The sequence below is a fragment of the Duffyella sp. Ts4 genome, from assembly GCF_051851875.1.
Taxonomy (GTDB): Bacteria; Pseudomonadota; Gammaproteobacteria; order Enterobacterales; family Enterobacteriaceae; genus Duffyella; species Duffyella gerundensis.
On sequence record NZ_JBLYPN010000001.1, the window covers coordinates 99,141 to 112,632 of the forward strand.

The following is a 13,492-nucleotide window of genomic DNA, read 5'->3' on the forward strand; positions in this document are numbered from 1 at the left end:
AGGGCTTGCAACGTCTGCTCATCAACAGCGTGAGCCAGGCTCGCTAATTCAGGAATTGTTATGTCCGCACATCACGTTACCGCCTTACGCGGCAGTTTTTTTGATATCACCGCCGTTACCGATTGCCCGGAAACGCTGGCCAACAATGCACGCTATCTGGAAGATGGTCTGCTGGTGATTGAGCAGGGCAAAATTGTCCGGCTCAGCAGCTGGCAGGAGGGCGTCTCGCGCTTGCCGCCGGGCTGTGAGCGTCTCGACTACCGCGGCAAGCTGATTGTGCCAGGCTTTATCGATTGCCACATTCACTATCCGCAGACCGAAATGGTAGCGGCCTATGGCGAACAGCTGCTGCAGTGGCTGGAGCAGTACACTTTTCCGGTAGAGAGCCAATATCACTGCCCGCAGCATGCGGCGGCAATGTCTGACTTCTTTTTGCAGCAGTTGCTCAGCAACGGCACCACCACCGCGCTGGTGTTTGGCACCGTGCATCCGGAATCGGTTGAGGCGCTGTTCAGCGCGGCGGAGCAGCGGGAGATGCGGCTGATCGCTGGCAAGGTGATGATGGATCGCAACGCGCCCGCCGCGCTGCTGGAAACCCCGGAGCAGAGCTATCAACAGAGCCGGGCGCTGCTGCAACGCTGGCACAACCGCGGTCGCCTGGGCTATGCGCTGACGCCGCGCTTTGCGCCGACCTCGTCACCGGCGCTGCTGGAGCAGGTACAACGGCTACGCGAGGAGTTTCCCGACGCCTGGCTGCATACCCACCTCAGCGAAAACCCACAGGAGGTCGCCTGGGTAAAAGCGCTGTTTCCGGAGCACGCCAGCTATCTGGACGTTTACCACCATTATCAGCTGACCGGCAAACGCAGCGTGTTTGCCCACGGCCTGCATCTTGAAGAGCAAGAGTGGCGCTGTCTGCATCATACCGATTCCGCCATCGCCTTTTGCCCGACCTCCAACCTGTTTCTTGGCAGCGGGCTGTTTAACCTGCAACGCAGCTGGCAGGAGAAGGTGAAGATTGGCATCGGCACCGATATCGGCGCGGGTACTACGTTTAATCTGCTGCAAACGCTGGGCGAAGCCTACAAAGTATCGCAGCTGCAGCAATACCGTCTCAGCGCCTGCGAAGCGTTTTACCACGCCACGCTCGGCGGCGCCCGGGCGCTGGATCTCGATCATCTGCTGGGCAACTTCACCCCGGGTAAAGAGGCCGATTTCGTGGTGCTGGATCCGGCGGTGTCGCCGCTGCAGCAGCTGCGCATGCACAACAGCACCGATATCTGGCAGCAGCTGTTTGTGCTGATGACGCTCGGCGACGATCGCAACATTGCGCAAACCTGGGTCAACGGCAAATCGGCGTGGCGGCGTGAAGAGAAGGAGAATGCAGCATGATTCAGTTTTTGCTTAACCAGACGCTGATTACCGAAGAGGCGATCGATCCCAATATGACCGTGCTGAACTATCTGCGTCAGACGCAACGGCGCTGCGGCACCAAAGAGGGGTGCGCCACCGGCGATTGCGGCGCCTGCACGGTCACGCTGGGCAAGGTCCGACAGGGCAAGATGCAGTATGAAACCGTTAACAGCTGCATGACGCTGATGAGCAGCCTGAACGGCACCCAGTTGCTGACGGTGGAAGATCTGCGCGAGGGCGATGCGCTGCACAGCGTGCAGCAGGCGATGGTTGAATGCCACGGCTCGCAGTGCGGATTCTGTACGCCTGGTTTTGTGATGTCGCTGTTTACCCTGCAAAAAAATAGCGCAGGCTGGGATCGCCATCAGGCGGAACTGGCGCTGGCGGGCAATCTGTGCCGCTGTACCGGCTATCGGCCAATCATGGCGGCGGCAGAACAGGCCTGTCAGACACCGCAGACCGATCGCTTCAGCGCGCAGCAGCAGCAGGTCGCTCAGCGGCTGATGGCGCTACACAGCGATGCGGTACAGGAGATTGCGCTGGCTGGCCATCGCTGCCTGCTGCCGAAAACCCTTGATCAGCTGGCCACGCTTTATCAGGCCCATCCACAGGCGACGCTGCTGGCCGGTGGCACCGATCTCACGCTGCACATCACGCAGCGCTACCGGCTAATTCCGCTGCTGATTGCGCTGGCGCAGGTCAGCGAGCTGGCGGAATGCCGTCGTGACGGCAACCGGCTTACGCTGGGCGCGGGCGCCACGCTTAATGCCATAACGCCGTTCATGCAGCAGCATCTGCCGCCGTTTGCCGCCATCCTGCAGCGCTTTGCTTCATTACAGGTGCGCAATCAGGGCACGCTGGGCGGCAATATCGCCAACGCCTCACCGATCGGCGACTGTGCCCCGATGCTACTGGCGCTGGATGCTGTGCTGCTGCTGCAGTGTGGCCAGCAACAGCGTACGCTGCCGCTGGCGGATTTCTTTACCGGCTATCGCCAGACACAGCTCCAGCCAGGCGAGTTTATCCGCGCGGTGGTAGTGGAAAATGTGACAGCGTCACCTAATTTTACCGCCTGGAAGGTATCAAAACGGCTGGAAGATGATATCTCAGCGGTGTTTGCCGCCTTTTCCCTGCGGATGGAAGACGGCGTGATTGCCGGTGCGCGCGTGGCGTTTGGCGGCATGGCCGCAGTACCCGCCCGGGCGCTGGCCTGCGAAGCGGCGCTCAATGGACAGCCGCTGACGCCGCAAACGCTGAGCCAGGCCTGTCGGGCGCTGGCTGAAGATTTTCAGCCGCTGAGCGATTTCCGTGCCAGCGCCGATTACCGTTTGCAGGTGGCAAAAAACCTGCTGCGCCGTTATTTCCACCAGCTCAGCGGTGAGCTGCAGATCACAGAGGTATCGCGCTATGTCTCATAATCGTCCCCGGCAGGCAGAAGAGGTGATCGCCCGGCAGTATCAGGCAGGCATCCAAAGCGGCGTCGGCCGCAGCAATCACCATGAAAGTGCCGCTAAACACGTCACCGGCGAGGCGCAGTTTATTGACGACCGGCTGGAGTTTCCCAATCAGCTGCACCTGTGTCCGCGGCTGAGCGAACATGCTCATGCACGCATTGTGCAGATCGACACCGCACCCTGTTATGCGGTGCCGGGCGTGGCGCGTGTGCTTACCTGGCAGGATGTGCCGGGCGAGCTGGATATCGGCCCGCTGGAACCGGGTGATCCGCTGATGGCCAAAGAGAAGGTGGAGTACGCCGGACAGATTGTGCTGGTGGTCGCCGCCGATTCACCCGCCGCCGCGCGTCAGGCCGCTGAGGCAGCGATTATTGAGTATGCGCCGCTGACGCCAGTGCTGGATGTGGAAGCGGCGCTGGCCGCCGGTGATTTTGTCCAGCAGCCACACGTGCACCAGCGCGGCGATGCCGATGCCGCCCTGACGCGCGCACCGCACCGCATTCAGGGATCTTTTCATATCGGCGGTCAGGAGCACTTCTACCTTGAAACCCAGGTGGCGCTGGTGATCCCCGGCGAAGATCGCACACTACAGGTCTTTTCCTCCACGCAAAACCCCACCGAAGTGCAGAAGCTGGTGGCGTCGGTGATGGGCATCAGCATGAATAACGTCACTATCGATATGCGGCGCATGGGCGGCGGCTTCGGTGGTAAAGAGACGCAGGCAGCGGGCGTGGCCTGCCTCTGTGCGCTGGCGGCGCGACTTACCGGCCGACCCGCGAAAATGCGGCTTTCACGGCGCGACGACATGCAGATCACCGGCAAACGTCATCCGTTCTTTGTGCGCTATGACGTGGGCTTCGACGACGCGGGAGTGTTGTGCGGTGTGAAAATCGATCTGGCGGCCAACTGCGGCTATTCACTGGATCTCTCGGGCTCGATTGTCGATCGGGCAATGTTCCACGCGGACAACGCCTATTACCTTGGCGATGCGTTGATCACCGGTTACCGTTGCCGCACCAATACCGCCTCGAATACCGCCTACCGCGGCTTTGGCGGCCCGCAGGGCATGGTGGCGATTGAACAAATCATGGATCGCATCGCCCGCGAACGCGGCCTCGATCCGCTGACCCTGCGCAAGCGTAACTATTATGGCAAGCAGGATCGCAACATCACCCATTATCATCAGCGCGTGCAGGATAACCTGCTGGATGAGATGACCGAACAGCTGGAGCTCAGCGCGGATTACACCGCGCGGCGGGCGGCAATCCGCGCGTTCAATGCCGCCAGCCCGTTGCTGAAGCGCGGCCTGGCGCTGACGCCGGTGAAGTTTGGTATCTCCTTTACCTCCAGCTTTCTCAATCAGGCCGGTGCGCTGATCCTGATTTATACCGACGGCACGGTACAGCTTAACCACGGCGGCACCGAGATGGGCCAGGGTCTGAACACCAAGGTGGCGCAGATTGTGGCGGAAGTGCTGCAAATCGACGTCGATCAGATTCAAATCACCGCCACCGATACCGGTAAAGTGCCCAACACGTCGCCTACGGCGGCCTCCAGCGGTACCGATCTCAACGGCAAAGCGGCGCAAAATGCCGCGGAAATTCTGCGTCAGCGCCTGACCAACATGCTCTGCACTCTTTACCACTGCGGCGCAGAGCAGGTGAGCTTCAGCAACGGCATCGTGCGCGTCGGCGAACAGCACTTTACCTTCCCGGACGTGGCGCAAATGGCGTGGCTCAATCAGGTGCCGCTCTCGGCCACCGGTTATTACCGCGTGCCGGGCGTGCATTACGATCGTCAGGCCGGACGCGGTGAGCCGTTCTACTACTTTTCTTACGGTGCGGCCTGCTGCGAGGTGATCATCGACACGCTGACCGGCGAGTATCGTCTGCTGCGCGCCGACATCCTTCACGACGTTGGCGCCTCGCTGAATCCGGCCATCGATATTGGTCAGGTGGAAGGCGGCTTTATTCAGGGCGCAGGCTGGCTGACCAGCGAAGAGCTGGTGTGGAGCGAACAGGGACGGCTGCTGACCGACGGTCCGATGGGCTACAAGATCCCAGCCATCAGCGATGTGCCGGCAGATCTGCGGGTGACGCTGGTGGAGAACCGTAAAAACCCCAAAGATACCGTGTTCCATTCCAAAGCGGTGGGCGAGCCGCCGTTTATGCTGGGCATTGCCGCTTGGTGCGCGCTGCAGGATGCGGTAGCCAGCGTCGCCGATTATCAGCAGCATCCGCACATCGACGCGCCGGCCACGCCGGAGCGGGTTTTCTGGGCGGCGCAGCGTTTACGGGCAGGTGTTGATGATTTTTCATGACTGGATCGCCACGCTGCATCAGCTTCGCCAGCAGCGCACGCCCTGTGTGTTGATCACCGTGCTGAGCGAACGCGGCTCGGTGCCGCGCGACAGCGGTAGCAAGATGATTGTCACCGCCAGCGGCTGTTTTCAGACCATCGGCGGCGGCCACCTGGAGTATGAGTGCATCGCCATGGCGCGTCGCATGCTGACCGCGAAACAGACCGCCGTGCACAGCGAAACCTTTTCACTCGGCGCGCGGCTGGGGCAGTGCTGCGGCGGCATGACGACCATTCTGTTTGAGCCGTTGTTGCAACCCCAGCCGCAGATCCTGCTGTTTGGTGCCGGGCATGTCGGCCAGGCACTGGTCAGGGTGCTGGCAACGTTACCCTGTCACATCCGCTGGATTGATGAGCGTGACAATCTTTTTGGCGCAGCGCCTGAGGGCGTAAGCTGCTGTCAGCTGGAGGATCCGCTGGATGCGGTGCTGGAGGCGGCGCCGGACAGCTACTTTATTATCATGACCCACGACCATCAGCGCGATCTGGCGTTGTGTGAGGCGATTTTACGCCGCGGTGATTTTCGCTGGTTTGGTGTTATCGGTTCGCAGACAAAACGTGACCGCTTTGTCTATCGCCTGCAGGGCAAAGGCTTCAGCGAACAGCAGCTGGCGACCATGCGCTGTCCGATTGGTTTGCCTGCGGTGACCGGCAAACTACCGGCGGAAATCGCCGTGGCGGTAGCGGCAGAGATTATCAGTCATTATCAGGCCGTTGCGTCATCAGAAAGGAGCGCCTAAGCTGGCACTATCTATCCTGAGGAGCCTTTACCATGTCAGAGAATCCCTTCAGCCAGCCATCCTCGTTGCCGATGCAGGCACCGCCATTCGATCGCATTGAAGAGCAGCACTATCTGCCAGCGCTACGCGCGGGCATCGCTGAAAAGCGCCGCCAGGTCAACGCCATCGCCGACTGGAAAGAGCCAGCCAGCTTCAGCAACACCTTTGAAGCACTGGAGCGCAGCGGCGCACTGTTGAATCGGGTAAACGCGGTGTTCAGCGCCATGACCTCGGCCAATACCAGCCCGGCGTTGCAGGAGATTGATGAAACGATTTCACCGGAGCTGGCGGCGCTGGATGATGAGATCATGCTCAACAGCAAGCTATTTGCCCGGCTCGACAGCGTTTATCAGCAGCGCCATCAGCTGGCGCTCGATCCGGAATCGCTGCGGCTGACCGAGGTGGTGTGGCGCGCGTTTCAGCTGGCCGGTGCGTCGCTGAGTGAGCAGCAAAAAACCGAACTTAAAGCGCTGAATCAGGAAGCTGCTACCCTGAGCACCCGTTTTGGTAATCGCCTGCTGGCGGCCACCAAGGCCGGCGGACTGACGGTAAACGATGCCGCGATGCTGGCGAGTCTCAGCCCTTCAGAACTGGCCGCCGCTGCCGAAGCCGCAACGGCTAAAGGGCTGCACGGTCAGTGGCTATTGGCGCTGCAAAACACCACCCAGCAGCCGCTGTTACAGTCGCTGTCGCGCCGTGATACCCGTGAAGCGCTGTTTACCGCGGCATGGCATCGGGCAGAAAAGGGCGATGATAACGATACGCAGCAGACGCTGATCCGCCTGGCGCAGGTGCGGGCGAAGCAGGCCGCGCTGCTCGGCTACGGCAGCTACGCAGAGTGGAAGTTGCAGGATCAGATGGCGAAAACCCCGGCGGCCGCGCTGGAATTTATGCGCAACATCGTTCCGGCGGCCACCGCGCGCGCCCGTCGTGAAGCGGCAGATATTCAGGCGGTGATCGACGCACAACCGCAGCCCTTCAAGCTGGCCGCCTGGGACTGGAATTTTTACGCCGCGCAGGTGCGTAAGGCGAAATATGACCTCGATGAAAGCGAAATTCGGCCTTACTTCGAACTGGAAAATGTGATGCAAAACGGCGTGTTCTACGCCGCGCATCAGCTCTACGGTATTCGCCTGCAGCAGCGCCACGATCTGCCGGTCTATCATCCAGACGTCAAGGTGTATGACATTTTTGATACCGACGGCGCGCCGCTGGCGCTGTTTTACACCGACCTGTTTAAGCGCGATAACAAAGGCGGCGGTGCCTGGATGGGCAACTTTGTTGATCAGTCCACGCTGCTGGGCAGCCAGCCGGTAATCTACAACGTCAGTAATATCAACAAGCCACCGGCAGGCGAGCCGGTGTTGCTGAGCTGGGATGAGGTGATCACGCTGTTTCATGAGTTTGGTCATGCGCTGCATGGGATGTTCGCCAGCCAGCGCTATCCGAGCCTCTCCGGCACCGCCACGCCGCGCGACTTTGTCGAATTTCCGTCGCAGCTCAACGAGCACTGGGCCAGCAACCCCGAGGTGTTCCGGCATTTTGCCCGCCATTATCAGAGCGGCGAGGTGATGCCATCGGCGCTGCATGACAAAGTCATCAACGCCGAACGTTTCAATAAGGGCTACGACATGACCGAACTGCTGGCCGCGGCGCTGCTCGATCAGCACTGGCATTCGCTCGCGGTGGGTCAGACGCCCGATTCAGTGACTGCGTTTGAGCAGCAGTCGCTGAGCGCTGACCATATCCTGCTGGCAGAGGTGCCGCCGCGCTACCGCTCCAGCTATTTTCAGCATATCTGGGGCGGTGGCTATGCCGCAGGCTATTACGCCTATCTCTGGACACAGATGCTGGCCGATGATGGTTTCATGTGGTTCCGTGAGCATGGCGAGCTGACGCGTGAGAATGGCGATCGCTTCCGGCGGATGGTGCTGTCACGTGGCAACAGCGCTGACCTGGCCGTGGTCTATGAGCGCTGGCGCGGCAAAGCGGCTGAGATTGGCCCGATGCTGAAGAATCGCGGCCTGAGCGAGGCGTAATCGGGCAGGGCGACGCCATGTCGCCCTGCTTATTTTCTAGTTCAGTGGCCCACCGTTGATGGTTTCAATCATTCCCGCCAGCACGTGTTCCCCGGTTTCCCGCGCCAGCGACTGATACCACGCCTGCGTTTGCAGCGGATCTTTCCCATGGGTGATATCACAGCGCTTGCGTGCCTTCAGCACCAGATCTTTCACTCGTCCGACTCGCTGCTCCTGATAGTGCTCCAGCCGCTGCGCCACGCTGGCCGCCTGATTTTGCAGGCAGTGGGCCAGCACGATGGCATCTTCCATAGCGGCGCAGCCACCCTGACCGATATCCGGCGTGGTGCTGTGCGCTGCGTCGCCCAGCAGTGCAATGCGGCCACTGACCAGCTGGCTAAAGGGTTCGATATCGTGAATCTCAACCCGGTTGGTGGTATTGGGATCGATCTGCGCAATCAGCCGTTGCACCGGCTCTGCCCAGCCGCTGAAATAACGCGACAAATCGGCGCGCAGTGAATCGCGATCTTCCGCCAGGCCTTTCGGTAGCGGCACATCGAAAAAGAAGTAGAAGCGATTGCCGCTGACCGGCATCAGGGAGACGCGTTTGCCTTCGCCTACAAAGGTGGTCCATTGATCCGCCGGGGCAATCTGCTCATCGATGGTCACCAGGCCGTTCCAGTTAACGTAACCGGCATAGCGGCGCGGCGTCGGGTAGCCCAGCACCTCAGCGCGCACCACGGAATGGGTGCCGTCGGCGGCGATCAGCAGATCGCCGGTTGCCGAACTGCCATCCTCAAACCAGGCGGTTACGCCGTGCGCATCCTGCGCCACGCGGGCGACGCGTTTACCAAACTGCACGTGCTCGCGACCGTAAGTGTCGAGCAGCATCGCCTGCAGTTCTGCGCGGGCAACCGGGCAGGGACGTTCACCCACCGCGTCCACCAGCGGTGCCATGCTGAACCGGGTCAGTTCGCTGCCGTAAAGATGATCGCGATAGGCCATTGAGGCCATGTTGCCTGCCAGCGCACGCAGCGGCGCCGCCATGCCCAGCGCATTCAGGCACTTTACGCCGTTGGGCCAGATTGAAATCGCCGCGCCTACCGGTTTTATCACTTTTACCGCTTCATAAACTTCCGTGCTAATTCCTGATCGCTGTAACGCGATGGCGGCGCAGGCTCCGCCGATTCCGCCACCAATAATTATCGCTTTCATCATGTTCTCCTGTGACATTTTGCTTTAGCGCTGCAACTTTTGTACCAACGCCGCACAGCCGCTGGCGCCGCGGTTTTAGCGGGCGAGCGCAGAAAATCAGGGGGATTTCAGCGCCCGGACAGGGTGCAATGCACCGTAAAAGCGCGCTGCAATGAAACGAAAAAACCATCTGTGCGTATAACGCAATAATCAATATTGAGGTTTTCTTCGTCGTGAACCGAAAGTTTCATCACCTGCAATGACCTTGCGATTGTGGCGGTTAGCCAGGCTACACTATGGGCGTGGCCGCGTTTACTGAATGGACATCACATGAAAATCAGATTTTTATCAGCGAATGAACAGAAGCTGCTTGAGGTGCGTAAAATCCTCGAGCCGGTTGGCGTTGACGTTATGCCGGTGGCGCGCAAGATTGCCGAGATTCAGACCGAAAATGAAGTGGAGCTGGTGCGCGATAAACTCACCAAGGCGTTCTCAATCATTGGCCGCCCGCTGTTTGTTGAGCATACCGGCCTCTATCTTGATGGCCTGAACGGTTTGCCGGCCGGGCTGACGCGCATCTTCTGGAACCGGCTGGAGGCGGAACGCTTCGTCTCGCTGGTGCAGGGACTGGATACCAACTGCGTGACGGCCAAAACCCTGCTCGGCTACTGTGACGGGCGGAAAATGACGCTGTTCGAAGGACAGGTGCGCGGCACCATCGCCTCGCGTCCGGCGGGCAGTGATGGTTTTCAGTGGGACTGCGTTTTTATTCCCGACGGCTATTCACAAACCTTTGCCGAGATGGGCGAACACAAGCACGAAATTTCCATGCGTCGGCTGGCACTCAATAAGCTGGCGACGCATTTAAAACGCACGCGGGGAATCTGATGAAACCTGAACTGAAAAGGGCCTACAACTCCGGCAAGCTGATTCTTTTTGCCGGTGCCGGCCTTTCCCGCAACCTTGGGCTGCCGGAATGGCATGAGTTGATTGCTCATCTGGCGAAAGAGCTGGGCTACGATCCGCAAATCTTTAACTCCTACGGCAATCATCTGTCACTGGCGGAATACTATAAGCAGGTAAAAGGTTCACTGGGTCCGCTGCGCAGCTGGATGGACCGGGAATGGCATCGCCCCGATATCGATGTGCGGTCATCGGAAATTCATACGCTGATTACTCAGGGTGATTTTTCACGCATCTACACCACCAACTACGATCGCTGGCTGGAAGTGGCGCATGATGCGCACAACGTGCCCTACAGCAAGGTGGCCAACGCGGCGGATCTGGTATCGCTCACCGAAGAGAAGCGCCATATCATCAAACTGCATGGTGATTTCGACGACGATACCTCTATTGTGCTCGATGAAAGCAGTTACTTCGAGCGGCTCTATTTTGACTCGCCGCTGGATATCAAGCTGACCCACGACGTTATGGGCAATTCGGTGCTGTTTATCGGCTACAGCATCAGCGATTTTAACATTCGCCTGCTGTTTTATCGTTTAACCAAGATGTGGGGCCGCACCGGTCTTGCCACCGCGCGGCCTAAATCTTATCTGTTTACCAACCGCAATAACCCGGTTGCCCAGGAAGTACTGGGACAGTGGGGCATCGAGATGATCGTCTCCGAAGAGGATGACCCGCGTAAGGCGCTGAAGGACTTTCTCACCGAGCTGATCGACCGTTAAGGCCCGCATCCATTTGCAGGCCAGTCGTCGAGGCTACCTTGCCAGCCGATAATATTGAAACACACCGTCGGGTTGGCTGCTGCGCCCGACGGTGCCCAACAGCTGCAATCCCTGCTGGTGGCAAAAATCGGGCACGTCACAGGCAACCGGCGTATGACCAAAGAGAATGATCTGGCCGGTTTCGCTGACGATCTCCACCATCCGGCGTAGCACCTGTTGCGCCGCCAGGCTCGACATCACCTCATGATTGATAAAACGGCAAATCACAATGTCGTAAGGCTGCGCATGCGGCAACGTCATCACATCGCCAACCACCGCATCTGGAATAGTGCGCCGTGTCTCGGCCACCATCGCCGCGGAACGGTCAGAGGCGATGCAGCGGCTCTGCGGAAAATGGTGCTGTAGCGAACTGATGAATTCACCGGTGGAGCAGGCGGGATCGTAAATCCGGCAGCCGGGAGTCACGAGGGTTTTGAGCTGCTCCAGGGTGTGCGCACGAAAATGTGCCTCCTGATCGTTCAGCCGCTGTGGCGTCGCCGCCTGGCAATTCCAGTAGCTCTCCGGGCAGACAAACTCTCCTCCGCTGGCGTCTCGTGGCGGCCAGGGAAAGTGAATATCGTCGCCGTGAAAAAGCCCGTCGCGCCACGTCGCATCGTCCGGTACGCGAACCACGCAGCGCAACTGCGCCGCCTGCTCTTCGCAGTGAATCAGTTCGCCCTTGAGCATCGCCTTTTCCAGAATGCTGTAACGGCTCTGTGCATGCAGCCGCTGGCGCAGGCCGAGCAGATGCTGATGTTTATTTCTGACCAGGAAAAGATTGTGCTGCTGCGCCGGGGCAACCAGCAGCTCCTTATAGAAAGCCATGGCGTTTACTCCCCGTAGCATTGGGTAGGAATCACGTAATTGCCCAGAGAGACAATAGAGAATCGCTCCATGGCGGGCATCACGGCGCAGGCGATGCTGATGCCTGCCGGATCGTCCTCAATGGCTTTCACCCACACCGGCAGATCCTGTTTGTCACACAGCGTAATCAACAGGGAGAGCTGACCTTCCAGTGAAAGCCGATCGGGATCGGCGGGCAGCGGACGGCGGGTGACGATCTTGTCGCGAATATCCGCCACCAGACAGCGCAGCAGCTTCGGGTATTTTTCCAGATGACGATAGTGTCGCCGCCACTCGTTCTGTACGAAAGGTACGCCTTTCTCAATGGCATGCTGCTGCACCAGCTCTTTGATGGCGCGTGCGGCGGCATGGCTCGGATAGATGGAACACCCGGCGCCAAACACATGCACGCCGGAGAGCGGGCGCGCAGGGCAGCTGGCAATACAGACCGTGGGTAAACCAGGCTGACTGATATTAAATACCCTGACCGCGCTCTCAAGGCAGGCTTCCGCATCGCGCAGAGTGGAAAAGAGATCCTCAGGTAACGAGTCCGGTTCAATTTCAATAAGCTGATAAGGCAGCTGGTGGAAGAATACCCTCGCCAGAAAAGTGCCTACGCAATGCCGCTCAATAACTTCGCTGATAGCATGAATAGCGGCTTCGGTATAACCCACGCCCGCAGCAAAACCGGTGCCGCAGGAATAACGGCGAGCCGAGCGATAATCGGCATCATCGCCAGCGGAACGCTTCTTCACATAATTATAATCAATTAAAAACGACGGCCATAACAGCGAGCCGCGATGCTCATAACCGTCTGGCGGCGAAAAAGGAATAACGGAAAGGGTGGTTGGCTGTCCGCTGCTTATTATTTTTAATGGCAGAAAGTCGCGCATATAAGGCTGATTAATGACGGCAGAAAAGGGCGCCAGCGCGCGATGTTTACGTAAACAAATTAATCCCTGATGATGTTCCCAGGCTTCAAACTTTGCGCCGACCTGCGCTTCCTGTTCATAGCCTTTGCCGCAGCCGACGCATGGCGCTTCTGCCGTGCCGGTAAAATTCAGGGTGGCTACCGTGCTGGATAAGGGCGTGCCGAAGCGTTCAATATCTACAGCGATATTATTCCGGCGGAAATAATCATCTATTTTATTTTCGGCAATTTTCAGAGACACTTTTCTTTCGATAATGGCATTCATTACTCACCTCCCTGTCAAAAAAAGCGGCATAAACTATGCCGCTTTTTTTACTGCTTATGCGTTAATTGCGTCGATCTCGTCTTGCGACAATTTCGATTCAATTACGCCTTCCGTGGTTTTTTCTTCAGAAACCACTTCGTTTTCTTCATAATCATTTGTATACATACAGTTCATATAGCCCATGATAATTCTCCATCTATCTATTCAATGCCGCCACATCATTGTGCCAGCAACAGCAGAATATAATAAAGCGTAACGTGACGTCGTATTTAATAGTAAACCCAGGATCCAGATCACAATAAAGTAATAACCACCTCGAGAGTTTATTTATATTTTATATAACAATTAATTTTTCTATATTTATATTTAATGCTGCACTGTACTGAATAGAATAAATAGTCATTACCTGTGAGATAGATGCACTTTTTTATTAATTACCGATTATTTATTTCCCCGCTTCGCGCGCGCCGCTTGTTAAAGTCAACCATAAGGTTATAATCAAAATACCAAATG

General features: G+C 58.1%; 10 protein-coding genes. 7 read left to right on the top strand and 3 right to left on the bottom strand.

Annotated features, from left to right (window positions below):
* Positions 1 to 60: 60 nt before the first annotated feature.
* Genes guaD through dcp form a run of 5 tightly spaced genes read left to right on the top strand, consistent with a single transcriptional unit; the run spans position 61 to position 8,043 of the window.
* Positions 61 to 1,392, top strand: a complete 1,332-nt coding sequence (guaD, locus tag ACJY2L_RS00455) for a guanine deaminase (protein WP_439212016.1) — start codon at positions 61 to 63, stop codon at positions 1,390 to 1,392.
* On the top strand, positions 1,389 to 2,831 hold the full coding sequence (gene xdhA / locus ACJY2L_RS00460; protein WP_439212017.1) for a xanthine dehydrogenase small subunit: 1,443 nt from the start codon (positions 1,389 to 1,391) through the stop codon (positions 2,829 to 2,831). Before guaD ends, xdhA begins: the two co-directional genes overlap by 4 nt.
* Positions 2,821 to 5,187, top strand: a complete 2,367-nt coding sequence (gene xdhB, locus ACJY2L_RS00465) for a xanthine dehydrogenase molybdopterin binding subunit (RefSeq protein ID WP_439212019.1) — start codon at positions 2,821 to 2,823, stop codon at positions 5,185 to 5,187. Before xdhA ends, xdhB begins: the two co-directional genes overlap by 11 nt.
* Positions 5,174 to 5,965, top strand: a complete 792-nt coding sequence (xdhC, locus tag ACJY2L_RS00470; protein ID WP_439212021.1) for a xanthine dehydrogenase accessory protein XdhC — start codon at positions 5,174 to 5,176, stop codon at positions 5,963 to 5,965. Before xdhB ends, xdhC begins: the two co-directional genes overlap by 14 nt.
* Positions 5,966 to 5,997: 32 nt before the next feature.
* Complete coding sequence (gene dcp, locus ACJY2L_RS00475; RefSeq protein WP_439212023.1) at positions 5,998 to 8,043, top strand: peptidyl-dipeptidase Dcp; 2,046 nt, start codon at positions 5,998 to 6,000, stop codon at positions 8,041 to 8,043.
* A gap of 36 nt (positions 8,044 to 8,079) precedes the next feature.
* On the opposite strand, the gene hpxO is transcribed toward dcp, so the two are convergent.
* Positions 8,080 to 9,237, bottom strand: a complete 1,158-nt coding sequence (gene hpxO, locus ACJY2L_RS00480; RefSeq protein ID WP_439212646.1) for an FAD-dependent urate hydroxylase HpxO — start codon at positions 9,235 to 9,237, stop codon at positions 8,080 to 8,082.
* 309 nt (positions 9,238 to 9,546) lie between these two features.
* On the opposite strand from hpxO, the gene ACJY2L_RS00485 reads away from it, so the two are divergent.
* Complete coding sequence (locus ACJY2L_RS00485) at positions 9,547 to 10,104, top strand: non-canonical purine NTP pyrophosphatase (protein ID WP_439212024.1); 558 nt, start codon at positions 9,547 to 9,549, stop codon at positions 10,102 to 10,104.
* The gene (locus tag ACJY2L_RS00490) at positions 10,104 to 10,901 is read left to right on the top strand and encodes an SIR2 family protein (RefSeq protein WP_067430508.1); all 798 of its coding nucleotides are present in this window, start codon (positions 10,104 to 10,106) and stop codon (positions 10,899 to 10,901) included. Before ACJY2L_RS00485 ends, ACJY2L_RS00490 begins: the two co-directional genes overlap by 1 nt.
* Before the next feature lie 33 nt (positions 10,902 to 10,934).
* On the opposite strand, the gene ACJY2L_RS00495 is transcribed toward ACJY2L_RS00490, so the two are convergent.
* Both ACJY2L_RS00495 and ACJY2L_RS00500 read right to left on the bottom strand, forming a co-directional pair.
* Entirely contained in the window at positions 10,935 to 11,765 is an 831-nt protein-coding gene (locus ACJY2L_RS00495) for a class I SAM-dependent methyltransferase (protein ID WP_439212025.1), read from the bottom strand.
* 5 nt (positions 11,766 to 11,770) lie between these two features.
* The gene (locus ACJY2L_RS00500) at positions 11,771 to 12,979 is read right to left on the bottom strand and encodes a YcaO-like family protein (protein WP_439212026.1); all 1,209 of its coding nucleotides are present in this window, start codon (positions 12,977 to 12,979) and stop codon (positions 11,771 to 11,773) included.
* Between the last annotated feature and the right edge of the window lie 513 nt (positions 12,980 to 13,492).